Origin of the sequence: Mycobacterium hainanense (genome assembly GCF_041890355.1) — a bacterium.
Taxonomy (GTDB): domain Bacteria; phylum Actinomycetota; class Actinomycetes; order Mycobacteriales; family Mycobacteriaceae; genus Mycobacterium; species Mycobacterium hainanense.
In genome coordinates, this window is record NZ_CP169059.1 from 5,325,329 (window position 1) to 5,351,591 (window position 26,263).

Here is a 26,263-nt window from a genome sequence, read left to right on the forward strand (position 1 = left end):
GCGCCGTCCCCCCGGCAGCGCATGCTAGTCGAGGACTCGGCCACCGGCCACCTGGCCCTGCGCACCTGGGTGTCGTCGCTGCGCCTGTCTTACGCCGCACGGGGTTGTCGCACGGGCTCGGCGGTCGGATGGCGCCACCGGACCATGCCGTCCGGTTGTGGGAGCACCGGGATCGGTGCGCGCTGCACTGGTTTCCGGGCAGTCGTGAGCTGCGCGTGAGCCAGGCGGACTACCTGCCCCGGATGACCGCGTTCCCGCAGACCGTCATGTTCTAGCGGCCTCGGCGGCCGACGTCTCGCGTATGGGGGTCGGCCAGTCCAGCTGCGCCAGCAAGCCCGCCGGCACCTCGGCGTGGCCGTCGAGCCGACGGGTGGACAACAGGTCCAGCGCCTGCAGCGCCGGCCGGTGATTGCCGCGTTGCGGGATCAGCCCGCCCGGCGGGTCGATCCGCTCCGGCGCCGTGTCGGTCAGGAAGGCGCAGGCGGCCGCGATGGTCGGGTGCGTCCCGTCGCCCGCGAGCTCCAGCGCGGTGCACGTCTCGCGCGCGGGGTGCTCCCTGATCGCCTCGAGGGTCTCCGCCAGCCCCTCGCCAATCGGGATCTGGTATGCCGCAAGGTAATCCGAATCGCCGCGCTGCACCCCGGACCATCTCTCGCGGGGGTTGGAGGTGAGCAACCGCGGGATTTCGTCCGGCGCGACGCTGGTGACGTCCCAGCCGAGCTCCCGCAGGTGGTCGGCCAGCCGGCGCGCCGCCACCTGGGCGGTCTCGTGCAGTGGGATGCGGGCCGAGCGCGCCCGCAGCGCGTCCAGGTTCTCGATGGCCGAAATCGTCAGCCCGATCCACGTCTCGCGCCTCGACGGGTCGGATGCGTTGTCGCGGTTGGTGATCCGGATCTTGTGCGCCCGAATGCCGTAGCGGTCCAGGTAGCGTGCGATCAACGGCAAGGGCAGCACGTCGGCGCCGTGGCGCGGTACCTCGACCCGCAGCAGCGCGGTCGTCGCGGTGGCCGGGTCGGATTCGGCCGCGGCGGTCTGCCCGCGTCCCATGATTGCCAGCCGGCGGCGCGCCAGGGTGGTGAAGTACAAGCCGCGCCAGCAGCCGAACAGCACGATGACGACGGCGACGGCGATGCCGAGCAACCAGTAATCCCTGGGTGATCGCCAGGGATAAGCCATCACAGCCGGCACGACGGCCAGCAGCGCCAGCGTGATTCGGCCGGGTCTGGGGGTGGGCATCCAGCGGTGCGGGCTCACGGAGTGGGGTCCTTTCGTCGGCGGGTGGCGGTGGCGGCGACCGCGCCCGCGACTGCGACGAGCACAGCCAGCGCGGCGGTTCCGGCCAGCGCGACGGTCCGCGGGGTGGTGTCCTTGGGCGCGGGGGCCGGCGGAACGGCGACGGGTTTGACTTGCGCGGCGGGCGGTTGATTGCCGGCGGGCAGTTGCCAGGTCAGCGCCGCGACGGGATCCACGCTGCCGGTGCCGACGACGTTGGAGGGCGCGCGTGCGCCGCCGTGCGCGGTGGCGGTGATCCGATGGATGACCTGTGTGGCGTTGAGGTCGGGGTACTTGCTGCGGACCAGCGCCGCGACGCCGGCGACGTAGCCGGCCGCGTAGCTGGTGCCGCTCAGCGCGACCTGCTGCTGGTGGTCGTCGGGCAGCCCGTTGGCCAGGCCGCCGCCGTCGGCGTTGCTGACCGAGACGATGCGTTCCCCGGGCGCCGCGATGCCCACCCACGGCCCGGCCATGGTGAATTTCGACGGCTGCCCGTCCGGCGTCAGGGACGCCACCGACAGCACGTAGGGCTGCCATACCGACGGGATGGAGACGGAGGTGACGCCCGCCCAGTTGCGCGGGTCGTCCGCTCGGCCCAGGTCGGTAAGCGGGTTGGACTCGCAGGAGGTTCCGCCGCCAACCGATCCGGTCGCTCCGGTGTTGCCCGCGGCGGCCACGATCACCGCGTCCTTGTCCACCGCCGCGTAGCGGATCGCCGCGCCGAGCGCGGCCTGGTCGACCGGCCGGTCGGCGGGAAGGCATGTGAGCGTGGAGATGTCGATCACCCGGGCGCCGAGGTCGGCCGCGTGCACGATCGCGCGACCCAGCGTCGTGACGTCCAGCGCCGCCCGCGCCAGCAGCGGGTCGCCGCCGGGCGTCCGCGGCGAGAACTTGGCCGACGTCGTCCTGATCGAGACCACCCGCGCCGCGGGCGCCACCCCCGAAAAGCCGTCCTCACCGGGGCCGCCGGGCTGGCCGGCGATGAGCCCGGCGACCAGGGTGCCGTGGCCGTCACAGTCGGTCAGCCCGTCGGTCGCCTCGACGAAGTCACCGCCCGGGTCGACGTTGGGCAGCCGCGGACCCGGCCGCACCCCCGTGTCGAGCACCGCCACCAGCTGGCCCTCGCCGCGCGAGAATTGCCATGCCGCAGGCAGATTCAGCGTCGCCTGGCTGGGCGTGACGGCCGCGGGATCGCTGCCGGGGATGACCCCGGAGGCGGTGCAGGGGCCGCGCTGCTCCATCGGCTGCACGGCGCCCGGCGCCCCGCTGGGCGGCGGGACGCCCGGGTCCACCTTCGGCGCTTCGATGGCCATCGCCGACGGACACGTCCACAGCATGGCCGCCAAAGCCGCTGTGAGACAGGCCGATCCGGATCGGATCATCGATTGAGTATCCAGGTGAAGATGCCGACCAGGAAGGCCATCACGGGGATAAGCGAGGCGTCGAGCCCGGTCGCCACGAAGCCCACCAGCCGGCGCACCGGAAGCGAATAGCTCTCCGGCTCGGCGATCTGCGGGTTGAGCGCCACCACGACCCACACCAGGGCGAGCGCGACGAGCACCAGCGCGGCGCCGAGCGCGGCGGCGTAGCGTCCGGTCGCGGTGTAGATCACCAGCAGCACACCGGCGGTCAGATACGGCTGCGCCAGCAGCCACGCCTTGCACGCGGCCGAATCCCACACCCGGGCGCGCAGCACGGACGTCGCCGCGGTGGCGCCGACCACGTACCAGCCCACACCGCTGCAGGCCTCGGGCCGCAGCGCGATCGCCACCGAGCCCAGGACGCTGAGAATCACTGCGGCCGCGATGAACCCGTTCTGGTGGGCGTCGCCGACCCGCACCCGGCGCGGCAGGTCCTCGAGCACCCGCAGCGACGGCGCCGACGGGGTGGGGTCACCGGGCGCCGGGATGACCGGCAACGGGAAACGCGCCCACAGCGCGGAGAGCTGCGCCGCCTCGATGGTGACCAGCAGCGCCGCGACGATCAGTCCGCAGCCGATGGCCACCGGGCGCAGGTGCCAGAGCACCTCGGCGCCCGCGGCCAGCAACACCCCGGCCCCGACCACCGCGGTCGCGGTGAAGAACCCGACCACGCGCTCACGCTCGGCGCTGGGCACCATGAGCGCGATCAGTGACCACGCGGTCACCCCCGCCGCGGCGAGCATGATCTGGGCCGGCCCGAACCGTCCGGGCACCGCCAACGCCAGGGCCGCGCCGATGGGCACCAGCGCGGCGATCGAGCACGCCGTCGCGGTGCGCGGCGAGCGGGCCGCGACCAGCAGGCCGACGATCGCCGTCAGGGCCGCGACCGTGCTGACGGCCACCAGTCCTGCCAGCGCGCCGGTGGTGACGCGGTAGGTGACCGACAGCCCGGTGGCCAGGAACGCGACGGCGATCACCGCGGCCAGCGCCCCGCGCTGGATATGCGTTGCGCCCCAGGGCTTGAGCCGCGAGGTCGAGAAGATCATGGCGGCGTCGGCGATGTCCTCGACGATGCCGGGGGCCGCCTGGCCGACCGGCACCGGCTGCAGCGCCAGCAGGTCGCCGTCCACGACCCCGACCGTGTCCAGGCTGGCGTCCAGGCTGAACGGCGCGCCGCCGATGGGCGCGAGGCTCAGTTGGGTTGCGGCGCCGAGGTCGGCGGCGCCCCGGGCCGTGTCGTCCGATTCGCCGTTCGACGCCGACGGGACCACCAAACGCTGGACCGCGGGCAGGATCTCACGCAGCGGCAGCTCGGCGGGCAACGCCATTTCCGTCAGCCTGCTGTCCGCGAGGATTGCCACGCGGACGATCGGCATGACGGCGCCGGACGTCACCGGACCCTCGAAGGACGCTGGGGCCATACCTGAAACATCGTTGCTCTCTTTTCCGTTGGGGTTATGCGTGTTGCGCGGTGAAATCTCGGGCCAGGCGGTGGCCGGGGAACCAGTCGGACTCCGGCAGTAAAGCGGTCAGCTGTTCGATCGCGAGGGCGATCGCAAATGGGGTGCCGGGGGCGAAAGTCGACACCCACTCGCCGTCGAACGCGCGCGACGGGCTCACCAGCACGCGGCCCGCCGCGGCGTCGACGATGCTCATGCCCACCTCGGTCATGGCGTGCCGGCCGTCGCGGTGGCAGCCGGCGACGATCTCGACGTAGCTGCGCGGGCCGTTGAACACCGACTCCACCACCGGCCGGGCCGACTGCGGGATGCCAAGGTAGTCAACGACTTCGGCCAGCGAGGCGCCCGAACGCAGCCGCTCGTCGGCCCGCGCGCCGACCCGGGTCGGCATGCTGAACGCCTCGAATCGGGCCGGCGGCTGCTGTGCCAGCCCGACGCTGAGGACCGGAACCAGCGCCCGCGGGTCGTCGATGTCCATGGCGGTGAACGTGATCAGCTGCGCGCTGCGCAGCGCGACGATGGTCTTGCCGTTGGTGGCGGGGCGCTGCGCCACGATGCCGCGCAGCAACTCCGGACTCCCGGCGTCCTTGGCGGGGCCCACGTAGCGCAGGTCGAGCCACCGCTCGGGGAAGCACACCACTTTGATCCAGTCGGCCACCGCCGCGTTGACGGTGCCGCCCTCCGTTACCAGACCCATCCGGGTCAACTCGGCTCGCTGACGGTCGAGGAACGGCTGGCGTTGCGCGGCATCGGTGTAGGGCGAGGTGATCGCCAGCACCCACGGGAAGCTGCCCGCCCCAATGGTTTCCGCTATGAACCAGGCGTGATCGACCGTCAGCTCGACGGCGTTGGGCTCAGCGCTCATCTAACACGGACTAGCCGCCCCACTTGGCGGCTTCGGCCTGGTCCCGGGCGAGCATCGACGTGGTGTTGGCCTCGTGGGTGCTGGCCATCGACTGGTAGGCGCGCACCAGGCTTTCCATCGCCTGGTTCCACTGGGCCTGCCAGGCCTGGTAGGTCATACCGGTGTCACCCTGCCAGGCGTTGGACAGCGTGGCCTGCTCGCTGGCGATGTCCGAACCGAGCCCCTGCAGCGTGCCGGCATAGCCGGCCATGTCGGCGGCGTGGCTCAACATCGCCGGGTAGTTGTACATGATCTGGGACATGGGAAGTCCTTTCGCGGTGGTTGGCTGCTGTTGATCTAGAAGGCGTTGTAGCCCGACGCGGCGGCGGCGTCGGCGGCCACGTAGGTTCCCGCGGCGTCGCCGAGATTGGCCTGGGCGATGTCGAGCAGGGTGTTCACCCGCGCGGCGGCCTCGACGAAGCGGGCGTGCGCGGCCTGGAAAGCGGCCGAGGACTCGCCCTGATGGAACGCCTGCGCCGACATCGCTTCCTGCTCGGCCTGGCTGATGGTGCTGCGCATCAACGCCGCCTTGGCGCTGAAAGCCGACTGCGCGGCCACCAACTGCGGGATGTGAGCGTCCAACATACTCATAATGCTTCCTTTCTCTGCGGTCTCATGGGGTTTCGCTGACTGACGAGCATCGGGCTGACTGCCTTATCCCCCTTCCCTGGGCTCGGTCGGGCGCGCCGGGTCGTGATCCCAGGTGCCGGGCATCATCGGCATCCTTGGGCCGCTGCCGAATTCGCTGTCGGCGAGCTTGGTCAAACCGGCCGCGCGGAAGGTGTTCTCCTTGCGTGCCGCGCCGGCGAAGCCCAGCGTCCCGGCCCCGGCACCGGAGGCCACCGCCGCGGCCAGGAGCTCGTCGTCGTCGTAGTCCGGGGGCACGCCGATGTCGGAATCCATGTCCGCGAACTCGTCGGCGTGGTCACGCATCGCGGCCCGCCGGCGTCGCCGCACGCGCGCCTCGGCCCGGCTGGCCGCCGCCGCGCCGGCCGCCGGGATGGTCGCCGCCGGTGCCTTGACGCCGCCGCGACCACCCACCGTTGGGCCCACGCCGGCCTCCGGGTCACCGCCGTAGGCGACCAGGTACGCGAGGGTGCTCGGGGCCGGGGCCGGGGCCGGCGCCGGAGCGGCAGCGGAACCCGCCGCGACCGAAGTTGCCGGTGCCCCAGCGGGAGTCGCCACCGTCGGGGCCAGCGCGACCGCCGGCAGCAGTGACGTCGGTCTGGTCGAGGCGACCAGCGGTGCCGCGGCGTCCCCCGCCGCCACGGGGGCGATCTCGGCGGGCGCGGTGACCAGCGTGCTCAGGCCGATGCCGAGCAGCAGCGGAATGAGGAAGGGCGCGGTCAGGATCGCGCCCCAGGTCGGCCAGCCGACGGCGTTGAAGAACACCTGGTAGGCGACGAAGAACAGCAGCGGACCGTTGGCGGCCAGCAGCGCCGGAAGGTTCGAGACGAAGTTCTGCAGCATCTGTTGAATGTTCTGGAAGAAGTCCTGCAGGAACTTGGCCAGCTGCTGGAAGAAGTCGGAGATGGCGTTCCCGGGGTTGGACGGGCTCTGCGCCGCGTTGACCGCGGCGTCGTTCGCCTCGCCGCCCGGCCGCACGATGGCCGGCGCCGGGGTGCTGCGTGGCGCGGAGGCCAGCGCCGCGCCCGAGGTGGCCTGGTAGGCGCCCATGACGGTCGCGGCCTGCACCCACATCCGCGCGTAGTCGGCCTCGTTCAGCGCGATCGGAATGGTGTTGATGCCGAAGAAGTTCGTCGCCACCAGCACCCCGTGAACGGTGTGATTCGCGGCCAGCTCGCCCAGCGTCGGCATGGCCGTCAGGGCGGCGGTGTAGGCCGCGGCCGCGATCTCGTGCTGCGCGGCGACAGCCGCGCTGTCGGCGCTGGCCTGCTGCAGCCACGCCAGGTAGGGCGCGTGCGCGGCCGCGTACTGCTCGGCCGTCGGCCCCTCCCAGGAGCCCGCCTGGGTCTGGCCCACCACGCCCGTGAGTTCCGCTGCCGCCGTTGCGTATTCGGTGCTCAGCGCGGTCCACGCGCCGGCGGCCGCCAACAGCGGCCCCGGTCCGGGACCGGCGCTCAGCAGCGCCGAATGCACCTCGGGTGGCGAAGCCATCCAGAGGGGCGCAACGGGTGACGTCATGGTCAGGTGCCCTTTAGAACCCGTAGGTCGCGGCGGCCGAGGCGTCCCCGGCGAGATAGCTGGCGCCGGCTTCGCCGACGCCCACGCCGGCGCGGCCGAGCTCTTCCACGCCTTGGGCGGCCACGGCGGCGTGCTCCTGACCCTGTGCGCTGAAGCCGAGGGCGGTCTGCAGCGACACCGGATCCACCGCAGGCGGCACCACCGCGGTGATGGCCGGCGCGGCCGCCGCGTGCGCGGCCGCCAGCCGCGCCGTCAGCGCCTCGACGGCGGCGCTGGTCGCGGCCAGGCCCTCGGGAACCACTCGCAACGTCATGACTCTCCCCTTTCACCAAACATCGCGGCCTCACCCACCAGCGGGTTGACCAACTGCACGTACGTCGGACTATCGCTGTCGTCCAACAGAATCGCCCGCCCAGCGGGCAGCCGGCCGAAGCGCTGACCCCGGATCTTGCCGCTGTCCTGCGGGTTGCCCGCCAGCATCAGCGTCGTCGCCTGCAAGTCGTTGAAGCGGCGCAGCAGCGGGTTGGTCATCAGGGCGTGCCCGGATCCGGTCGCACGCGCCGTGACGATCACCCGCAACCCCAAATCGGCTGCCTGCGAAAGGATTCCGATCAACGGCGTCCACGGCCGCTGCCCGACATACGGGCCACTCATCGCCGGCGCGTCCGGTATCTGGTCGACGTCGTCGATGATCAGATAGTGGGTGTGGCCCGCGTACGTCCACCGGGCCAGCTCCGCGGGCGACAACCCGGCCGGTGGACGCCGCGACTCGATGAGGTTGGCCAGGCCCAGCATCGCCGGGATGATGCGGTCGACGTTGGCGGTGTACTCGTTGTCGGCGAACAACGGCTCGTCGACCAGGTGCAGCCGCCGATCCAGCACCGTGAAGGCGACCTGGTCGGCCGTGGAGTTCTCGCGGATGGTGCGAATGATGTGGCGCAGCAACGTGGTTTTGCCGGACTTGCTGTCGCCGAACACCATCAGCAGCGGCTCGTCGGCGAAGTTGACGACGACGGGTGCCAGGTCCTCCTCGCGCTGGCCGATGACCACCTGCTCCGGGCCGCGGTAGAGCGCGCCGAGCGCCTCGGGCGCGAGGTTGGTCGGCAGCAGCCGCACCGGCGGCGCGGCCATGCCCGGGTAGCGGGCGTTGATCGCGGCCACCTGGTCGAGTTCGGGGTTGGCGAACAGGAAATGCTCGGCGGCCATCGTCAACCCGCGGCCCGGCTGGTCGTGCGGCACGGACTCCGCGGGGCGGCGCAGCGCGCCGAGGAGCCGCACGTTGCTGTCCCGCGGGTCGTGCAGCTTGAGCTCGAGTCGCAGCCCCAGGCCGTCGCGCATCGCCAAGGGCACCTCGAGCCAACTCGGGGTGGTGATGACGACGTGGATGCCGTAGGCGAGCCCGACGTTCACCAACTCACTCACCTTGGCCAACAACGGATTACGGGTGTTGAACTGGTCGGTGTTGTCCCGGCCGAACGCGTACAGGTTGTCGATGACCAGGAACACTTCGCCGTACCCGTCGTCCGGAGCGGCGCCGTGTCGATCCCGGAACATTTCGCGCCGCTGCCGGGACAGCAACAGCTGCTCCAGCTCGCCGAAGGTGCGCCGGATGCGTTCGGGTTCCAGCGCCGAGGCGACGCTACCGACGTGCGCCAGGTCTTCGAGCGCCCGCAGTTTCCCGCCGCCGTAGTCCAGGCAGTAGAACGTGACGTCGCGCGGCGAGTGCAGGCTGGCCGCCGATAGGATGAACGTCTGCAGCGCAGTCGATTTCCCGGACTTGGGGCCGCCGTGGATCACCATGTTGCCGGCCGAGGAGGTCGCGTCGAACACCAGCGGGTCGCGGCGCATCTCGAAGGGTTTGTCGATCTCGCCGAGCGGCCATTGCCACTGGCGCTGCGGTACCCCGGCCCGGGCCAGCACCGCGGTCAGCGCGATCGGCTCGTCCAGCGGCGGCAGCCACAGTTGCGGTGCCCGCGGCCCGTAGCGTGCCAGCTGGTCGCCGATGGTGGCGATCAGCTTGCGCGGCGGCCCGGTGAACTCCTCGTACTCGGCGACCGGGATCACCACGTCCTGCTCCGGTTCGACCCGTCCGGCCGTGAATAGCTTGGGCTCCGGAACCGCCTGCGCCACAAGGGCTTTGGCTTTCTGCGGCGGTTCGTAGATGCCGTCGACATAGGTGCTGCGGAACTTTATCGGGGTTGCACCCGGGGCGGGCACCAAGAAGCCCACGCCCTTGTGTTCCTTGCCCGATTCGATGTGGTAGGCGTCCTCCACGCCGATGATCTGGCGCGAAACGCTGGGGCTGGCCACCTTCAACCCGATCCGGTAGGAGGTGTTCTTGTCGATGTCCTTGATCTTGCCCACGTCCAGCGTCTGGGACGCGAACAGGATGTGGATGCGGAACGAGCGGCCCTTGCGGGCAACGTAATCGAACAACTCCGCGTATTCCGGGTGGTCGGCCAGCATCAGGGTGAACTCGTCGGCGACCACGAACAGCGTCGGAATCGGCGGCAGGTCATGCCCCGCCGCGATCGCGCCCTCGTACTCGGTCACCGAGTTGAACGCGCTGCCCTGCACGCGGCGGCCGGCCTCGCGCAGCAGCGTTTCGCGGCGGGCCACCTCACCGCGCAGCGTGTCGGCGAACCGGTCGGCCAGCGACTTCTTCTCGGCCATGTTCGAGATCACCGCGACCACCTGTGGGAAATGGCGGAAGCTGTCCGCGCCGGCCTCGCCCTTGAAGTCGGCGTAGATCACGATCAGCCGGTCGGCGGAATGGGTTGTCAGCAGCGACAACAGGATCGACATCAGCGTCTGCGACTTGCCGGATCCCGTCATACCGATCATCAGGCCGTGCGGCCCCATGCCGCCCTCGGCTTCGTCCTTCAGGTCGAAGAACAGCGGTTCGCCGGTCGCGGTGACGCCGATGGGCACGCGCAACTCGTCCTCGCGGCGGCGCGGCGCCCACAGCGCCGGCACGTCCAGCCGCGAGGCGTCTTGAATGCCCAGCAAGGTGGTGAAGGTGGCGCCGCGCGTGGCCGCCGAGCGCAGCCCGGTGTGGGTCGGGTTGGAGTCCCAGCGCGACAGCTGGCGCGCCAGGTGGGCGGCCTCGTCGGCGCCGAGCAGGTCGGCGTCGTCGATGTAGGGCTGCCAGCCGCCGGTCTGCCAGCGCTCGATCGCGCCGTTGGCGACGCGCAGGATCGGCTTCTCCGGGTCCGAATACTGCTCGCGGTGCGGCGGGGTGGCGGAGCGGTGCACGACGGTGACGCCCGCGCGGCCCAGCGCCAACGTCGACGTGCTCAGGTCGAAGTCGGGGTCGTCGACAACGATCAGCAGGTGCCGCAGCGCGTCGGCGGGCGCGCCGGTGAACGCCGGCCGGTCGACGAACGCGGGGCCCAGCAGCAGGACCAGCTCGTCGGGGTTGGTCGACAGGAGGCGAGCCGGGCCGACGCCGTCGAACTCTCCCGGAACATCGGTGTGCGCAAGCCACTTCAGCCACGACCAATCGGGGCTCTCCAGGTCGCGGGCGACCAGCGCCACCCCCAGCACGGTCGGGTCGTGCCACGTCACGGCCTGGGCGACCCAGGCGCGCATCGCCGCACGGGCATCGGCGGGCTCCCCGAGCACGGTGATCCGCGAGACCTTGGTCAGATCGATCCCGGTCGGCACGTCGCGCACGATGCGGTGGGTGTCGAGCAGGCTGCGTAAAGCGCTGTGCGACACCGGCTCCAGGTCGACCTCGTCCGCGGTGTCGTTGACGCGCAGCGCGGTGCTCAGGGGGACCTGGTGGCGGCCCGCACGCAGCACCAGGAAGTCAGGGTCGTGCGGGTCGCGCTCCCATTGCCGGCGCGACCCCGGCACGCCGGCCAGGGCCGCCGGGTCCGGGTGCGACCACTCGGCGGACGCCCGCTGCTGGGCGGCCTGGGTGCGGATGTTGTCGCGGACCACCGACAGGTAGCGCAGGTAGTCGGCGCGTTCGGCGTCGACCTCCTCTGTGCGCGTCTTGTTGTCGTTGCCGCGGTACATGGCGGTGGCCGCCAGCAGCAGCACGAACGGGAAGAACAGCGTCTGCGGCGAAATCAGCCGCATCCCGGTGGCGAACAGTGCGACGACCATGCCGACGATCAGAATGACCAGCACGTACGGCATCGCCCGGCGCAGGAACGACGGCGGGATCACCCGCGGCAACTCGGGCGGCGCCTCGATGTTGATGGTGCCCTTGCGGGTGACCGGCGGCGCCAGCCGGCGGCGGGCTTCGAAGATGAGTCGGCTCATCGGGGCGCTCCCTCTGCTGATGCCACGCGGCCGGGCTTGGTGTCGGGCGCCAGTCCGTCGTGCGCCAGCAGCGCGTCCGCGCGCGACAGCGTCGGGCCGCTGGCGAACAGCGAGAGCACCGACCACGGGGCGGGCACCGCGGGCTCGCTCAAGCCCAGGGCCTCAACGGTTTTCCCGTGCCCGGCGGCCGAGTTCTCCGCCTCGTTGTCGATGCCGTAGCGAACCCCGGTGTCGGACACCCAGAACAACGACCCGGTGCCGGGCGCGCCCGCGCCGCCGGTGACGGTCTGGGCGAAGTAACCGGTGCCCGGCGCCAGGGCGACGCGCGTTGCCGTGGCCGGGGAGGCGCTGCCGACCAGCTCGACGGTGCGGATCGCTTCGGGCACCGGCAGGGCCGAGCCGGACATCAGGCTCAGCGAGCTGGTGGCGGCGCCGGCGGGCTTGCTCCAATAGGCGCACGTGACAGGGTCTTTGGCGGCGTCGACGAGCGTGAGCTGCTGGTCGGGATAGCGCGCGGTGTCGAGCATCCGCGACACCGGCAGCTTGGCCACCGCGTCGGCGCCCAGCCGCGGCGGCTGGTCCAGGCCGTAGGAGTTGGTGTTGCGCAGGATCGCCGCCAGCACCGGGGAGATGGGCTGCAGGCCGTCCGGCAACACCGCGTAGTAGCGCACCGCGCCCGACGAGTTCTGGTCCAGGGCATAGGAAACCACCACCGCCCCGATCGGTGCCGGCACGCTGAAGCCCGCCGGGGCGCCGGCGTTCGGGATGGCGGGCGCCGTCAGCGACGGCGCTTCGGGGATGGCGTTGAACAATCCCAGCGCGATGGGCCGCGGCGCGGGCACCTCAGTGTTGTTCAGTCCCAAGCCAAGCGCGTTGGTGACCGCGTGGTCGCCCAGGTTGATCTGGCTGCGCCTGCCGTCCCAGAGGAGCCACGTGCTGTTACCGCTATCGACCAGGACGGCCCGCTTGGCGTCGAGTTTGGCCGCGCGCGCGCCGCCGCTGTCGGGGCGTCCGGCGATCACCGTGACGCCGGTGCTGTGGACGGCGTGCGCCGTCCCGCCGATGCCGTCGCACACGGTCCAGTCGGCGTCGCGCGTGGTGTTTTGCACCATGCGTTCCGGCGCGCCCGGGATGCCGACCAGGTTCCCGCGCGGAAACCGGTCCAGCTCACTGCTTTTCACCGTGGTCGGGTTGACCGGCTTGCCGACGATCAGCCGGGCCGACGTCAGGTTGAGCACCGGGTGCAGCTGGTCACCCACCCGGACGTAGAGGGCGGCCGTCGACCGGTCGGCGAGTACCGCGTTGGTGCCCGCCGTCCCGTTCGGCCGGATCAGCGAGAACACGAAGCAGCCCGCCAAGCCGGTGACCAGCAGGACCACCCCCATCAGCACCGCGCGCGATTGGGTGCGCAGCGGGTCGACCAGCATCCTGGTGTCGTGCAGGGCGATGCCGGAAGCAATGCGCCGCATCACGAATCGCCAGCCGCTGACCTGGTGGCGGGTGACGAAACCGCGGCGATACTCGACCTTGTCGGGGTTGTCGTTGACCGGGGTGCGCGACGCGAATGTGCGCCGTTCGTCGCCGGATTCCGGATTGGTCATGCCGGCACCTGCAGGCCGAGACCTTCAAGCAGCGGCTCGACCGAATTGTGCACATCCGCCGCGGTGATCGTGACCAACTCCTCATCGGTGAACTCGCCGGTTTCGGCATGCTCCGAGTGGTCGAGTCGGAACTCGCGTTCTTCCTCGGACTTCTCGACCACGTTGCGGACGAACCGGCCATTGCCCGCAATATCCAGGCCTCGACGCTCCACGCCGGCGGCATCCGCCTTCGACGCCTCGGCCAGGTGCGTGAACACTGCCTCGAGCTCAGCGAGCGCGGCCTGATCGAAGGCGCTGTCGCGCTTGGCGGCCATGAAGTTCGCGATCTCGATGAGTTCGGCGGGCTTGTACGACGGGAAGTCGATGCTGCGGGTGAAGCGCGACCGGAGCCCTTGGTTGGTGTCGAGGAACCGATCGAGGTCGGCGCGGTACCCGGCGATGATCACCACCAGCCGATCGCGGTCGTTCTCCATCCGGGCCAGCAGGGTGTCGATGGCCACCAGGCCGAAGTCGTTTTTAGCGCCCGTGGCGACGAGCGAGTACGCCTCGTCGAGGAATAACACCCCGTCCAGTGCGCTGTCGATGATCGCGTTCGTCTTGGCCTCGGTCTCGCCGATGTGCTGACCGATGAGGTCGGCGCGGTGCACCTCTCGGATATTTTCCTTCTTCAAAAGCCCGAGGCCGCAATAGATTTTGGCGATAACGCGGGCGATGGTGGTCTTGCCCGTCCCCGGCGGCCCGGTGAAGACCAGGTGGTGGGTGCGCTGGGCCACCTCGAGCCCGCGCTCTTTACGCACCAACTCCATGGCGACCGCGCTCTTGAGCCGGGCGACCTGATCTTTGACCTTGTCCAATCCGATGAATTCGTCGAGCTCGCGTTCCGCCTCGTGCAGCAGCTCGCGTTTGCGCTCCTGGGCTTCGGGGTCGACGAAATCACCGGGAGATGGCTCGGTGTCAGGGTCCCATGGGTCGGTGCGCGCCGCGATGCGGTCCGCGGTGGTTGTCACGATCCCGAAGCTGGTGTCGGACAGGGCATGTTCGACCTGTTCGTTCTCCGGATGAGCCGCGTACAGATCCTGCAATACTTCGCTCGCCGAGTCCTCGTCGACGTGAGCGCGTAGCACCAGCGCCTTGGCCAGTGCGCCGTCCGTCGCCGCGACGGTGACCGGGCCTTCGGGCTCCTCGAGGTAGGAGAGGGCAGGGGCGAACATGCCCAGGCGGGCGAGCGCAATGCCCAAGGTGATCTTGGCCGCGTGGGTGAAAGCCTGGTCGAGATCGGCGTCGTTGACGATCGGGGTCAGCAGCTTGACGACGTCCGACCACCGCTCGGCGCGGTAGTTGACGACGACGGCGACCCACCGGGCTTCGCGCCAGTTCGGGCGGCGCTCGGTCAGCCCGGCGACGATCTCGTAGGCATCGGCAAACCGTCCGGCCGACGCCAATGCCGCCGCGTAGGCGAGGTGGAAGTCGTCGGGCGTCGCCGCGCGGAACTGCAGATACAGGCCGGTGTCGTAGCGGAAAGACAGCGCGCCGGGGGTCAGATCGATCTTCCGCTGAAGCGTGCCGGCGGTGGTGGTGGCGGTCCGCGAAATGGCCTCCAGCACCCGTAGGGACACGTCGCCGGCGGCCGCGAGGCCCGTCCAGGCGTCGCACTGGTCGTGCGCGACCCGGGTCAGCGCGGTGAATCCGGAGCGGGCGGCGGCCAGATCGGCCGGGCGCTGACGCTGGTAGACCGAGATGCCGAGCGCGCGGCAGCAGGTGGCGAACCGGCTGACGACGTCGCCGTCGACCCTGGCGTCCGCGCGAATGTTAACGGGCTGAGCGGCGAGCACGCCGGCGTCACCGAGTTCCACGGCCACGTCTCTCCATTTGTGTAGCCTCCCCTAACCTGACCCGCCTGAAGTTAGCATTGCATAAGCTAAGTGTCGAGGCGCGAGGGCCCGTCCGACTCACCACACCACTCCCACGTCGTCACCGCTTTTGCGGCTGCTCAAGGGCGCAATTGGCCGCACTTCCGGTCCGTTCCCCCGCACCACGAGGTGGTCGGCCGTTGCCAGCCCCCTCTAAGCGGGCGAGCTTATCGAAAACCGTTTTCATTAGCAATCCGAGAATGCAGCCAATAGTCGTCCGCCGCACCCGAAAAGTTCCGGCTCGCGGCCTGCTCCTCGCTAGTCCCCCTCCCATGAGCCCGGCAGCAGGGGCAGCGAGGGGCCGCCGCCAAAGTCGTCGCCGGCCAGCGTCGTCAGCCCTGTCGCCTCGGCGGAACCTTTGCTCGCGGTTCCGGTGAACCCCAAAGGACCCGCGCCCCGATCCGATGCGACCGAGGAGGTGGCCGGCGCCGCCGGATGCTCGGGCGCCGACTCGACATCGGGCTCCATATCCATGACTTCGTAGCCGCGGTAGTGGTCTTGCAGCCCCGCCTTCCGGCGGCGACGCGCCCGCCGTTGCTCGCGCGCCGACGCCGCAGCCGCCGCCGCGGCCGCCGCGGAATCGGGCTCCGGTGCCTTCCGTTGCGCCCCGGCGGTGGCCCCCGAGCCGAAACCCGCCGGCGGCCCGCCGATCAGGTAGGGATAGGCGGCTCCCTCGACGCCGCCGGTCGGTGGCGGGGTTCCGGTCGCCGACATCGACGCCGGAGCGGGCGCCGTGGCGGAGGTCGGGGTGGGGGTCGGCGCCGAAGCCGCGGCGGGTGCGCTGGCCGGCGGTCCGGCGGCCAGCGCTGGCGTCTTCGGGCCCGCCGGCAGGGCTGCGGTCGCCGGGAGGTTAGGGGCCGGCTCGGGCTGAATCGAGGTCAGCCCGACTAGGCCAACGAGGCCCGTCGCGGCCGCGACCGGCAGTGCGAGCGTAAGTACCGCGATTTGCGGGGCGAACGCCTGGAACGCCTCGATGGCATGGCCGAACTCGTCCGCTATCAGCAACCCGATGTCCTGCCACAGCTGCGTCAGCGCCGCGGACGGGTTCTCGGGAAATTCCTCCAGGTCCCGTCCGATTGTTTGGAAGATCTCCAGGAATCGGTTGATCCACCAGCTCAGCTGATACGGGTTGCCGCCGTCGTTGTCGACGATCCCGCCGTCGCCGTCGTCTTCATCGTCGGCGCTGTCGGCGTGCAGGATGACGGGGGCCGGGTCGGTCTGCGGGGTCGTCGCGACCGCCATCGTCGAGACCGCCTGGTAAGTGGACATCGTGGTGGCCGCCTGGACCCACATCCGCGCGTAGTCGGCCTCGTTGACCGCGATCGGGATGGTGTTGATGCCCAAGAAGTTCGTCGCCACCAACACCCCGTGAATCGTGTGGTTGGCCGCCAGCTCGGGCAACGTCGGCATGGCGGCCAGCGCCGCGGTGTAGGCGGTGGCCGCGGTCTCGTGGCGGGCGGCGGACGCCGCACTGTCGGCGCTGGCCTGCATCAGCCAGGCGAGGTAGGGCGCGTGGGCGGCCGCGTACTGCTCGGCGGTGGGCCCCTCCCAGGCGCCGGCCTGCGCGGCCGCCAGGGTCGCCGACAGCTCGTCCGCCGTCGACGCGTACGTCGTGCTCAGCGAACTCCAAGCGGCCGCGGCGGCCAGCAGGCCGGCCGGGCCGGGGCCGCTGCTCAGCTGGGCCGAATGGATCTCCGGGGGCAGCGCCATCCACACCGGTGCGGTCATCGTGACCCGCCCGCCAAGTGCGATGTGGCTGGTGCCGTGGATTGCTGCAGGAACGCGCCTACCGTCATTTCGAGACTCCTCGCCCGGGGCATCAACGACCGCCTGGGCTGTAGACGGCACAGCATTCGCCCACGCAGTAGTCGCAGAGTGGGCCGCGAAAGTTCCCGGCGGGCAGCGACCCATAGAAGATTCATCACCCGGCCGACGGCAATCAGCGGCGAGCGCTCGTCCGTGCCACGCTCACCCGGACCCCTCGAACCGCGAAATGGCTCGAGTCCGCGGGCTCGATCCCGGTGGATGATTCGGCTTCCCCGACCGAACCTGCGCCGTTATGCTATTGAAAATCGTTTTCGTTACTGGCCATCCGAGCGGGAGCCCCGATGTGACTACTCGAAAGAGTCGCCACGTCCCGATCCCCGTCGGCGCAGTGCTGACGCTCGTCGCCGTGGCGCTGGCCGGTTGCGGTTCCCATCCCTCGCCGCGGCCCACGGGGTCGGCAGCCCAGCTCGGAGTGGTGGCCGGGGAGAATTTCTGGGGGGACATCGCCAAACAGATCGGCGGCAGTCATGTCACCGTCACCTCGGTGATCACCGACCCGAACGCCGATCCGCATCTGTACGAATCGGATGCGGCAACCGCCGCCGCGGTGAGCGGCGCCCAGCTCGTCATCGTCAACGGCCTGGGTTACGACGATTTCATGGGCAAAGTGCTGGCCACGTCGCCTAATCCGGCCCGCAAAGTGCTGACCGCTGCCGCCGTCATGCAGATTTCGGGGGGCAACGCCAACCCGCACATCTGGTACGACATTGCGAAAGTTCCCCAGGTGAGCTCGGCGATCGCCGCCCAGCTCGGCGCACTCGACCCCGCCGATGCGCCGGCCTTTGCGGCCAACGCGAAGACGTTCAACGACAGCCTGGCGTCTCTTGACGCCGCGATCACCAATATCAAGATCAAGTACGCCGGCGCTCCCGTCGGCTACACCGAGCGGGTACCGGGCTACCTCCTGGACGCCGCCGGGTTGAAATTGGCAACCCCCACCTCGTTCGCTCAAGCCATCGAGGACGGCAATGAACCCAGCCCCGCCGACAGCGCGGCGATGGACTCGGCGGTGAGAAGCAAGGCGATCAAGGTCCTGCTCTACAACGCGCAGGTGACCAGTCCAGCCACGGAGGCGGTGAAAACGCTCGCCCAGCGAAGCGGGGTGCCGCTGGTCGGCGTCACCGAGACGTTGCCGGGTACCGACGCGAATTTTCAGGCCTGGCAACTGCGGCAGGTCAACGAGCTGACCAGCGCGCTGGGGAGGTAGGCCGATGACCATCCATGCCGATCGCGAAAACCCGGTGGCCGAGCTGTGTGCCGCCGGGCTGGACTTCGGGCCGCGCAAACTCTGGCAGAACGTCGACCTCGAGGTGGCGCCCGGTGAGTTCGTCGCCGTGCTCGGCCCTAACGGGTGCGGCAAAACGTCGCTCGTCAAAGTCCTACTCGGGTTGACTGCCCTGACTTCGGGATCGGCGAGGGTATGCGGTGCTCCGCCGCGGCACGGCAGCCACACGATCGGTTACGTCCCACAACACCGGGGCTTCGACCGTGACCTGCCGATCCGGGGCACCGATCTCGTGCGGTTCGGGGTTGACGGGCATCGCTGGGGTATCGGGCTGCCCAGCCGGGCGCGCCGGCGCCGCATAGACGCCGCGATCGAGGCGGTTGGCGCTTCCCGGTTCGCCAACGCCCCGATCGGTCGGTGTTCGGGCGGGGAGCAGCAACGCCTGCGGATCGCGCAGGCACTGGCCGGGCGCCCCAAGCTGTTGTTGTGTGACGAACCGCTGCTGTCGCTGGACATCAGATACCAGGCTGAGGTCGTCGACAGCCTCGATCGGCAGCGTCACGCCTCCGAGATAGCGGTGATGTTCGTGACCCATGAGATCAATCCGATCCTCGGGGTCGTCGACCGCGTGCTCTACCTTGTGGGCACGCGTTGGGCGATCGGAACACCTGACGAGGTGTTGACCACTGCCGCCCTGAGTGAGCTGTACCAGACCAACGTCGAGGTGCTGCGCGTGCACGGGCGTCTCCTCATCGTCGCGGCGCCCGAGACGACCGTCGGCGGCCATCACGGCGACGCGGTGCTCGCGCTGTGACGCTGTCGGACTACCTGAACGACGCGTTCGTTCAGAACGCCCTCATCGCGGCCACGCTGGTGGCCGTCACCGCCGGACTGATCGGCCCCTTCGTGATCATCCGTGACCTCGCATTCGCGGTGCACGGCGCGGCGGAGCTGGCGTTCACCGGCGCGGCCGCCGGCCTTCTCGTCGGCGACAACCCGGTGCTGGGTGCGCTGCTCGGATCGGTCGTCGTGGCCACCGCGATCGGTCTGCTGGGTGACCGTCCCCGCGAGCGAAACTCCGCGATCGGGGTGATTCTCGCCTTCGGCCTCGGCGTGGGGGTGTACCTACTTTCCCTGTACACCGGGTTCGCCACGGCCGCCACGAACATCTTGTTCGGTCAGCTGTTCGGCGTCAGCCCCGGCCAGATCGCTCTACTCATCGCCGTCGCGATCGCGGTGCTCGCCACGATGACGCTGCTATACCGTCCGTTGTTGTTCGCCTCGGTCGATCCCGACGTAGCACTCGCGCGTGGGATCCCGACCCGGCTGGTCGGGTTGCTGTTCGTCTACCTGCTCGCGCTGACCGTCACCGAGGCTGCACAAATCGTCGGCACGCTGCTGGTCCTCAGCCTGGCGATCACTCCCGCGGCGGCGGCCACCCGCCTTACGGCACGCACCCCGGTGCTGATCGCCCTCTCCATCGGGTTCGCGTTGATCGCCGCCGACGGCGGCCTGCTGCTGGGTCTGCTCAAGCCACACGTCAAAGCGAGTGTGTTCATCAGCGCCATCAGCTTCGCCATCTACGCGGTGGTCCGGCTGGCCAGCCCCGAACTTCGCCGGGCCATAACCGGTAGCCGCGCAGCGAGGAGGTCGGCGACCGGTCCTCGCGCGGCGGCAAACAAGTAGCGCAACCCGCCTTTTGAGCGCTCGCGCCTTCGACAACAACGCGGGCGGGCTCGTCGCTCGTGCTGATGGCCCGAGCCACTCGCCTTCGCCGCACCTGACGGCGTTAGCGGAGCCGTGCCACTTTGCTGAGCTTAATGAAAATCATTATCATTAAGCGCATGGCGTCATCGACTCTCGACCTCTTGCCAGTCACTGTGTTGTCCGGGTTTCTGGGAGCGGGGAAGACCACTTTGCTCAACCACGTTCTCGCCAACCGTGAGGGCCGGCGGGTCGCGGTGATCGTCAACGACATGAGCGAGGTGAACATTGACGCCGCGCTGGTCGCGGGGACCGGCCACCTTGACCGCACCGAAGAGAAGCTGGTCGAACTGACCAACGGCTGCATCTGCTGCACTTTGCGCGAGGACCTCATCGAGTCCGTCGCCCGGCTCGCCCGCACCGGTCGCTTCGATCACCTACTGATCGAGTCGACGGGCATCTCCGAACCGATGCCGGTGGCCGCCAGCTTCAGCTGGGAGTTCGACGATGGTTTCAGCCTCGGTAGCGTCGCGCGGCTCGACACCCTGGTAACCGTGGTCGACGCGTCGACCTTTGTGACCGAGCTTGCGCGTGGTGAGGCACTCGCCGACCGTCAGTTGGCAGCGGTCGACGGCGACCTCCGGACGATCGCCGACCTGCTGGTCGACCAAGTGGAGTTCGCCGACGTGATCGTCCTCAACAAAGCCGACCTGGTGAGCGAAACCGCCGGCGCGAGGGTGGCCGCATTACTGCGGCGCCTGAACCCGTCGGCCAACATCCTGACCACCGACCACGGCCGGGTCCCACTCTCGGAGGTACTGGGCACCGGCCTCTTCGATCCCGACCTGGCGGCGGAGTCGCCGGGCTGGGAGCAGGAGATCAGGAACGGACACACGCCCGAGACCGAGGAATACGGCATTTCCAGCGTGACGTTTCGCGCGCGGCGCCCCCTGCATCCGCAGCGGCTCGATGCGGCGCTGGATCAGCTGCGAGGCTTGTTGCGCAGCAAGGGCTTCTGTTGGATCGCCAGCCGGCCCGACCTCGCGGCGATCTGGTCGCAAGCCGGACCAAACCTGGCGATCGAGCCGGCGCAGTACTGGTCGACCGCCGACTTCCCTCCGGGCCAGGAGATCGTTTTCATCGGGGTGAAGCTGAACCACCAGCACGTGCTGGGCCTGATGGAGGCGGCGCTGCTCACCGATGCCGAACTGGCCGAGGGCGCGGACAGATGGGTGGACTACCCCGATCCGCTGCCACCCTGGGGCGTTGTGCACACCAGCTGATTTCAACAGCCACTACAGGAAATCTATGACTCAGGCGTCTCGCTATCGGCCGGGCGATCATCGGTCGCGACGGGAAATCGACCGCGCGATCGGCGTCCTCATGGGCGTCCGACGTTGCTCGGCTGAGGATGCTTTGGAGTTGCTGGTTGCTGCCACGCGCGCCAGCGGAGTGGGACTCGGCGGGGTCTCACGCACTCTGCTCAGCATCGTCACCGGCGACGTCGAGACCTCAGCCGCCCATGAGGCCGTCGCGCACTGGCAGGCGGTGCTGGACCCGCTCGCACGTCGTGGTTGCTGAGCGGCCGCCCGGGGTCACTTGCCCCGAGCTGCTGACCAGTCAATGATGAGGCGCGTGAGTAAGGTAACCCTAACTACCGAATTGCCGATCCCCATGTCGACGGCCGCCGCCTTGGCTCGTAAGCCCGAGCTGATGAAGTACGTACTGAGTCCGATATTGCGCGTCTACCGGCTCCGTGTCCCCGAACAGATCGAGGTCGGCACCCAAGGATCGGCGCGATTCTGGTTGTTCGGCGTCATTCCGGCATGGACCCATCACCTCACCGTCAAGGAGCTCGAGGCCACCGAGATCTACACGCACGAACACGGCGGACCCGTCCACACCTGGAATCACCGCCTCACGTTCGCTCCCATTGACGACAGTCACTGCCGCTACACCGACGAGATCGAAACTGACGATGGCTGGCGGGGAGCGGCGACCCGCGTGTTCATCCGGCTGATGTTCCGGCATCGTCACCGGCGGTGGCGCACCCTCGCAAGGATCCTGCAATGAATACAAGCCGGGACCAATCGGCGACGCGGTGGGGTTACAGTGCGGCCGGGGTTCTCACACGCTGACTCACTAGGGCGCCGCGGGGTTGGGCGGAGACGGTTGCCGATTCCCGTATCGGCGACGGAATTTCTCCACCTGCCCTGCGGTGTCGACGATCCGGCGTCCGCCGGTCCAGAACGGATGCGAGTCGGCGGACACCTCGACGACGACGAGCGGGTAGGTCTGCACACCGTCCGGCGTCGGCCATTCGACGGCGCGCGAACTGGTGATGGTTGACCGGGTCAAAAACATCGCGCCGGTGTTGGCGTCCTGGAAGACGACGGGGTGATAGTCGGGGTGAATCCCGGGCTTCATCTCCGGTCCCCGTCCTGAGCCCGCTGGGCAACGGCGTCTTCGGCGTTGTCTGCCAACCCTTCGCACCGGTCTTCATGCCAGTCGCCGAACGGGTCGTCGTAGTGCGGCCAGTCCTGCGGGGAGCCCAGTTCGTCGTCGGTAAGCAGGGCGCTGTTGAGGGCGTCGACGATTTCGGTGGCGCTAGCCCCACACACCAGGATGGTCATGGCGGTGTGCCGGTCCCCGTAGAGGTCATCCCACCGCAATTCGGCAAAGGCGTGCCGTTCTGGATCGATAGCGGCCCGCTCGGCGTTGGTCATCGCCGCGACCCACTTCCCGGCGGAACCGACCCGTAATCCCGCGCCGGCCGACTCCAGCCACATCGCCTCGTCGGGTCGGCTGGACAGCCACACCCGTCCGCGGCTCCGGATCACACCTTCGAGCAGCAGGTCCAGGCGCTCGTGCAGTCGCTGGGGATGAAACGGGCGCCGGGCATTGAACTCGACGAGGTTGACGGGGCCACGAGAGTCCAGCGGCGGCTGCCCGGGGAGCAGTGGTCCGTGCGGATCGTCGCTTTGGCCTCGCCGCGCGTCGCGATAGAGGTTCTGCAGCGTCATCTCGATGCCCTGGGCGCCCACTCGAACGCGCGCGCGGGGGGCGAGCCGGCGCAGCACCGCGGCCACGAAGGGATCGGGACGGTTGAGCACGACCGCGTCGGCAAATTCGGCCTGCGCGACAACCACCTGAGCTTGGGTGCGACCGTCGTTGAGTTCGCCGTCACCCAGCGCCTGGTCGAGCCATTCCGACGTGTCGACACAGGTCACCACCGCGGCGACCGACACGTCGAGGGCAGCGGGACCGTCGACGTATCCCGGCGCCACCCGCACGCGAACATGGTTGATCGCTACACAGATCGGTTCCGGTTCCAGCCACGGAGCCAGGTGCACCACGATGCGGTCAACGTCGTCGCGCCGGTGCAGCTGACGGAGCAGCACCAGCAGATCGTTGCGGATCGTGCACGACGCACAGCCATGCGCGAGTTCCAGCGGCTCCTCGGCGGTCGTCAAGATCCCGCGGTGCAGGGTCGCCGTTATCCGTCGCACCACGTGGCCGTCGAAGCGGTGCTCGACGACGAGCGTCCCAGCAGTGAGCAGTAGTGCCCCGACCACAGAGTCGGTGTCCGTCTGGCCGCTCACCAGGATGACAGGCGTCCGCATCGCCCTCCTTATTGGTAATCATTTTCAATAACGCTATCCGTACGGTACCGTCACCGGAAGAGCTTGTCGAAAATGATTTTCAGTAAGCCCCTGAGGATCCAGGAGGTCGCACAGTGTCCGCCCAGTGCCAAGTGACCGGCCGAGCGCCCGGTTTCGGTAACGCGGTGTCGCATTCCCATCGCCGAACCCGTCGGCGTTGGTCGCCGAACATTCAGGTGAAGACGTATTACTTGGCGTCCGAGGGCCGTCGGATTCGCCTTCGGGTCAGCGCGAAAGGGATCAAGGTCATCGATCGTGACGGCATCGAAGCCGTGGTGGCGCGCCTGCGCGCCCAAGGACAACGAATCTGATGGCCCGCAACGACATTCGCCCCGTCGTCAAGCTGCGCTCCACCGCGGGCACCGGTTACACCTACGTCACCCGCAAGAACCGGCGCAACGACCCCGACCGGCTGGTACTGCGCAAGTACGACCCGGTGGTTCGCCGCCACGTCGAGTTCCGAGAGGAGCGCTGAGGATGGCCAAGAAGCCTCCGCGTCAGCGCCGCGCCGCCCCCCTGGGTACCAGGACAAAGAAGAAGAACCTGCTCGACAGCCTCGGACTCAGCGCGGTCGACTATAAGGACACCGCCGCGCTGCGGGTGTTCATCTCCGAGCGGGGCAAGATCCGGTCGCGCCAGGTCACCGGTCTCACCGTCCAGCAACAGCGGCAGGTTGCGACGGCCATCAAGAACGCCCGCGAAATGGCGTTACTTCCCTACCCGGGGCAGGGCGGCCGACCTTGACCTCCCCGCGCCGCGGTACCGATCGCCCGTTCACCGTAATTGTCTGTGCCGCTTGCGCGGCCGGCCGCAACCTGTCGATCATCGACGAATTGCGGCCCGCCATCCGCCGCTGTCCCCACGCCATGCTTGTCGCCGCGGAATGCATGCTGGGCCCACTAACCTGCGCCTGTCGCCCTACCGGTTGCGGCGTCATGGCCCTCGTCCAGCCCTGCACGAACGATCGGGTGGCCTGCGGACCGCCCCACTGGGTCGGTCCGATCACTGACGATCGCGAGGCGGCGGCCCTGCGCGATTGGCTCGAGCTCGGCCAATGGGAAACTTCCCCGATGCCAAGTCAACTCGCCCGGCACCAGCTTTGGGCCCGCAGCGCCAGTCGACGCAACTGAGCGCTGCGGCGGTTTGGCCCGGCCTCAGTGGGGATAAGCGTAGGGATTGGCCGGGGCGTCGATGCGCGTGACCGTCGTGGCCTGCAGTGTCGGGATGACGGCCGAGTGAGGTTGCCGCGCAACGGGAATCACTTGGCCCTGGACACGAAGCCAGGTATTGTCCGGCAGCCCGGCCGCGGCGGCGGCGGCCGGGCCCCGCAGATGGATGCGGGCCAGCTGAGCGTCGGCGGCACAGCAGATGATGACGATGCGGCCCAGGTCCACACCGTGCACCTCGTTGAGCACGAAGCCGGTCACGGTGATCGACCGATTCGTCAATGACCCGGTGGTGTCCTGGGCCTCGCGCATCAGCACCTCAGGCAACGACACCTCAGGTGCGGCGCCCGGTGGCAGCGGTGGGAATGCCCGATTCAGAACATCATTCGACACCGCGGTGACGGACGGCGCGGCGGCCGATGGCCGCAGGGGTGGCGGCGTCACGAAACACAACAGCAGGATGGGAATGACGAGGAGCCACACGATAGCCGCCCGGTGAGCGTGCTCGTGACTTTTATCACCGGCTGCATCGCCCCGCCGCGCACCGCCGCGGCGGATGTCGCCGATGATCGCCACCAACGCCAACGCGATCAGCAGCACCGCGGAGGCCACCAGCCAGGGCAACAGTCCCGGTTTGACGTAACGGGTGAACGCGCCCGACACGACGATCAAGACGAGGCTGATGCCCACCAACAGCAGGACGGTGTTCTCGGTTTCGCGGCTCATCTAGGCCCCGCCGAGACAGAAGAACCCGATCACGCTGGCGCTGGCCGTGGCAATCAGGAAGGTGATGGGAGCGAAGCGGACCGCGAACGCGCGGCCGAACATACCCGCTTGCATAGCGAAGAGTTTGACGTCGACGGCCGGGCCCACTACCAAGAAGACCAGCCGGGGCAGCAGCGGCACCATCGTCATGCTGGCGGCCACGAACGCGTCGGCCTCCGAACACAACGCCAGCACCACCGCCAGGGCGCCCATCACGGTGACCCCGAGGATGACATCCCCCGCCAGATGCGAGAACACCCACGGCGGCACCAGCACGTGAAGCATCGCCGCCGCGGCGGCACCCAGCACCAGATACGACGCGGCCTGCAGGAAATCGTGCCGGGCCGCCTCGGCGAACACCGCCCATCGCGACTGGATCGCATCGGCCGAAGGGGGCAGTCGGCGGGTGATCCACTCCGGGCGGCCCCACCGCGCCCACGCCCAGCCCATGACCACCGCGGTGAGAAGTGACGCCCCCATCCTGGCGAGAACCATCATGGGTACCCCCGGGAACGCCACGGCCGTGGCTACCAGCACCACCGGGTTGATCGCCGGCGCGGCGAGCATGAACGTCAACGCCGCGGCCCCCATCGCCCCGCCGTCGCCAAAGAGGCGCCGGGCCACCGGAACCGAGCCACACTCGCAACCGGGCAACGCCGCCCCCCCGATGCCGGCGGCCAGCACCGCCACCGCCGGGCGCCGTGGCACCCAGCGCGCCAACCGCTCCGGAGACACGAACGTCGCGATCAACCCACTGACCACCACGCCCAAGGCAAGGAACGGGACCGCCTGCACGAAAACCCCGCAGAATACGGTGCCGGCCGTCGACAGGGCGGCGCTGTTGAGCACCGCGTTACGCAGCATCGCCGCCGAGAAGGCGCAGGCCAGCATGATGCCCACCAGGACTTCCATCGACCCGACGCGCAGCC

The 26,263-nt window shown here is 69.4% G+C and carries 25 protein-coding genes and 1 pseudogene; 10 read left to right on the forward strand and 16 right to left on the reverse strand.

The genetic code is table 11. The features are described from left to right. Positions 1 to 113: 113 nt before the first annotated feature. Positions 114 to 275 (forward strand): annotated as a pseudogene (locus ACEL92_RS25120) (alpha/beta hydrolase); the annotation flags it as partial. Here the strand turns inward: ACEL92_RS25120 and eccE are convergent. The 12 genes from eccE to ACEL92_RS25180 form a co-directional block, all read right to left on the reverse strand. Further along, positions 265 to 1,254, reverse strand: coding sequence for a type VII secretion protein EccE (gene eccE, locus ACEL92_RS25125; RefSeq protein ID WP_374023271.1), 990 nt, complete (start codon positions 1,252 to 1,254; stop codon positions 265 to 267). The pseudogene ACEL92_RS25120 and the gene eccE overlap by 11 nt on opposite strands. Beyond that, on the reverse strand, positions 1,251 to 2,654 hold the full coding sequence (gene mycP / locus ACEL92_RS25130; RefSeq protein ID WP_374023272.1) for a type VII secretion-associated serine protease mycosin: 1,404 nt from the start codon (positions 2,652 to 2,654) through the stop codon (positions 1,251 to 1,253). The genes eccE and mycP overlap by 4 nt, the downstream gene beginning before the upstream one ends. Next, positions 2,651 to 4,114 (reverse strand): type VII secretion integral membrane protein EccD, encoded by a 1,464-nt coding sequence (gene eccD / locus ACEL92_RS25135; RefSeq protein ID WP_374023273.1) that lies wholly within the window; start codon positions 4,112 to 4,114, stop codon positions 2,651 to 2,653. The genes mycP and eccD overlap by 4 nt, the downstream gene beginning before the upstream one ends. Before the next feature lie 34 nt (positions 4,115 to 4,148). Further along, complete coding sequence (locus ACEL92_RS25140) at positions 4,149 to 5,018, reverse strand: ESX secretion-associated protein EspG (RefSeq protein ID WP_374023274.1); 870 nt, start codon at positions 5,016 to 5,018, stop codon at positions 4,149 to 4,151. Positions 5,019 to 5,028: 10 nt separating this feature from the next. After that, positions 5,029 to 5,319, reverse strand: coding sequence for a WXG100 family type VII secretion target (locus tag ACEL92_RS25145; RefSeq protein WP_067278112.1), 291 nt, complete (start codon positions 5,317 to 5,319; stop codon positions 5,029 to 5,031). Between the two features lie 35 nt (positions 5,320 to 5,354). Continuing rightward, complete coding sequence (gene esxG, locus ACEL92_RS25150) at positions 5,355 to 5,648, reverse strand: type VII secretion system protein EsxG (RefSeq protein ID WP_067278108.1); 294 nt, start codon at positions 5,646 to 5,648, stop codon at positions 5,355 to 5,357. A gap of 63 nt (positions 5,649 to 5,711) precedes the next feature. Continuing rightward, positions 5,712 to 7,202 carry a PPE family protein gene (locus ACEL92_RS25155; protein ID WP_374023275.1) on the reverse strand — a complete coding sequence of 497 codons (1,491 nt, stop codon included), beginning with the start codon at positions 7,200 to 7,202 and terminating at the stop codon, positions 5,712 to 5,714. Positions 7,203 to 7,215: 13 nt separating this feature from the next. Next, positions 7,216 to 7,515, reverse strand: a complete 300-nt coding sequence (locus ACEL92_RS25160) for a PE family protein (RefSeq protein WP_068079915.1) — start codon at positions 7,513 to 7,515, stop codon at positions 7,216 to 7,218. Further along, on the reverse strand, positions 7,512 to 11,474 hold the full coding sequence (gene eccCa, locus ACEL92_RS25165; RefSeq protein WP_374023276.1) for a type VII secretion protein EccCa: 3,963 nt from the start codon (positions 11,472 to 11,474) through the stop codon (positions 7,512 to 7,514). The genes ACEL92_RS25160 and eccCa overlap by 4 nt, the downstream gene beginning before the upstream one ends. Further along, positions 11,471 to 13,075 (reverse strand): type VII secretion protein EccB, encoded by a 1,605-nt coding sequence (eccB, locus tag ACEL92_RS25170; protein ID WP_374023277.1) that lies wholly within the window; start codon positions 13,073 to 13,075, stop codon positions 11,471 to 11,473. Before eccB ends, eccCa begins: the two co-directional genes overlap by 4 nt. Beyond that, positions 13,072 to 14,928 (reverse strand): type VII secretion AAA-ATPase EccA, encoded by a 1,857-nt coding sequence (eccA, locus tag ACEL92_RS25175; RefSeq protein WP_374026382.1) that lies wholly within the window; start codon positions 14,926 to 14,928, stop codon positions 13,072 to 13,074. Before eccA ends, eccB begins: the two co-directional genes overlap by 4 nt. Before the next feature lie 315 nt (positions 14,929 to 15,243). Further along, positions 15,244 to 16,713 carry a PPE family protein gene (locus ACEL92_RS25180; protein WP_374023278.1) on the reverse strand — a complete coding sequence of 490 codons (1,470 nt, stop codon included), beginning with the start codon at positions 16,711 to 16,713 and terminating at the stop codon, positions 15,244 to 15,246. 382 nt (positions 16,714 to 17,095) lie between these two features. Between ACEL92_RS25180 and ACEL92_RS25185 the strand changes: the two genes are divergently transcribed. From ACEL92_RS25185 to ACEL92_RS25210, 6 genes are all read left to right on the forward strand, one after another. Further along, positions 17,096 to 18,019, forward strand: a complete 924-nt coding sequence (locus ACEL92_RS25185) for a metal ABC transporter solute-binding protein, Zn/Mn family (protein WP_374023279.1) — start codon at positions 17,096 to 17,098, stop codon at positions 18,017 to 18,019. Positions 18,020 to 18,023: 4 nt separating this feature from the next. Then, entirely contained in the window at positions 18,024 to 18,851 is an 828-nt protein-coding gene (locus ACEL92_RS25190) for a metal ABC transporter ATP-binding protein (RefSeq protein WP_374023280.1), read from the forward strand. Continuing rightward, a complete protein-coding gene (locus ACEL92_RS25195; protein WP_374023281.1) occupies positions 18,848 to 19,723 on the forward strand; it encodes a metal ABC transporter permease in 876 nt (291 codons plus the stop codon). The genes ACEL92_RS25190 and ACEL92_RS25195 overlap by 4 nt, the downstream gene beginning before the upstream one ends. 158 nt (positions 19,724 to 19,881) lie before the next feature. Beyond that, positions 19,882 to 21,024 carry a GTP-binding protein gene (locus tag ACEL92_RS25200; RefSeq protein ID WP_374023282.1) on the forward strand — a complete coding sequence of 381 codons (1,143 nt, stop codon included), beginning with the start codon at positions 19,882 to 19,884 and terminating at the stop codon, positions 21,022 to 21,024. A 25-nt stretch (positions 21,025 to 21,049) separates the two neighbouring features. After that, the gene (locus tag ACEL92_RS25205) at positions 21,050 to 21,322 is read left to right on the forward strand and encodes an ANTAR domain-containing protein (RefSeq protein WP_374023283.1); all 273 of its coding nucleotides are present in this window, start codon (positions 21,050 to 21,052) and stop codon (positions 21,320 to 21,322) included. Between the two features lie 93 nt (positions 21,323 to 21,415). Then, entirely contained in the window at positions 21,416 to 21,814 is a 399-nt protein-coding gene (locus tag ACEL92_RS25210; RefSeq protein ID WP_374026383.1) for a hypothetical protein, read from the forward strand. A 69-nt stretch (positions 21,815 to 21,883) separates the two neighbouring features. Here ACEL92_RS25210 and ACEL92_RS25215 read toward each other — a convergent pair whose 3' ends face one another. Together ACEL92_RS25215 and mrf are read right to left on the reverse strand one after the other, a co-directional pair. Further along, the gene (locus ACEL92_RS25215; protein ID WP_374023284.1) at positions 21,884 to 22,168 is read right to left on the reverse strand and encodes a type B 50S ribosomal protein L31; all 285 of its coding nucleotides are present in this window, start codon (positions 22,166 to 22,168) and stop codon (positions 21,884 to 21,886) included. Beyond that, positions 22,165 to 23,364 (reverse strand): ribosome hibernation factor-recruiting GTPase MRF, encoded by a 1,200-nt coding sequence (gene mrf, locus ACEL92_RS25220; protein WP_374023285.1) that lies wholly within the window; start codon positions 23,362 to 23,364, stop codon positions 22,165 to 22,167. The genes ACEL92_RS25215 and mrf overlap by 4 nt, the downstream gene beginning before the upstream one ends. Before the next feature lie 113 nt (positions 23,365 to 23,477). Here mrf and rpmB point away from each other — a divergent pair, with 113 nt between their 5' ends. Genes rpmB through rpsR form a run of 3 tightly spaced genes read left to right on the forward strand, consistent with a single transcriptional unit; the run spans position 23,478 to position 24,147 of the window. Next, positions 23,478 to 23,714 (forward strand): 50S ribosomal protein L28, encoded by a 237-nt coding sequence (rpmB, locus tag ACEL92_RS25225; RefSeq protein ID WP_374023286.1) that lies wholly within the window; start codon positions 23,478 to 23,480, stop codon positions 23,712 to 23,714. Next, positions 23,714 to 23,878, forward strand: coding sequence for a 50S ribosomal protein L33 (gene rpmG, locus ACEL92_RS25230; RefSeq protein WP_374023287.1), 165 nt, complete (start codon positions 23,714 to 23,716; stop codon positions 23,876 to 23,878). Before rpmB ends, rpmG begins: the two co-directional genes overlap by 1 nt. Positions 23,879 to 23,880: 2 nt before the next feature. Beyond that, complete coding sequence (gene rpsR / locus ACEL92_RS25235) at positions 23,881 to 24,147, forward strand: 30S ribosomal protein S18 (RefSeq protein ID WP_374023288.1); 267 nt, start codon at positions 23,881 to 23,883, stop codon at positions 24,145 to 24,147. A 410-nt stretch (positions 24,148 to 24,557) separates the two neighbouring features. Here rpsR and ACEL92_RS25240 read toward each other — a convergent pair whose 3' ends face one another. Next, positions 24,558 to 25,295, reverse strand: coding sequence for a TIGR03943 family protein (locus tag ACEL92_RS25240; RefSeq protein ID WP_374023289.1), 738 nt, complete (start codon positions 25,293 to 25,295; stop codon positions 24,558 to 24,560). Further along, on the reverse strand, positions 25,296 to 26,246 hold the full coding sequence (locus ACEL92_RS25245; protein ID WP_374026384.1) for a permease: 951 nt from the start codon (positions 26,244 to 26,246) through the stop codon (positions 25,296 to 25,298). Between the last annotated feature and the right edge of the window lie 17 nt (positions 26,247 to 26,263).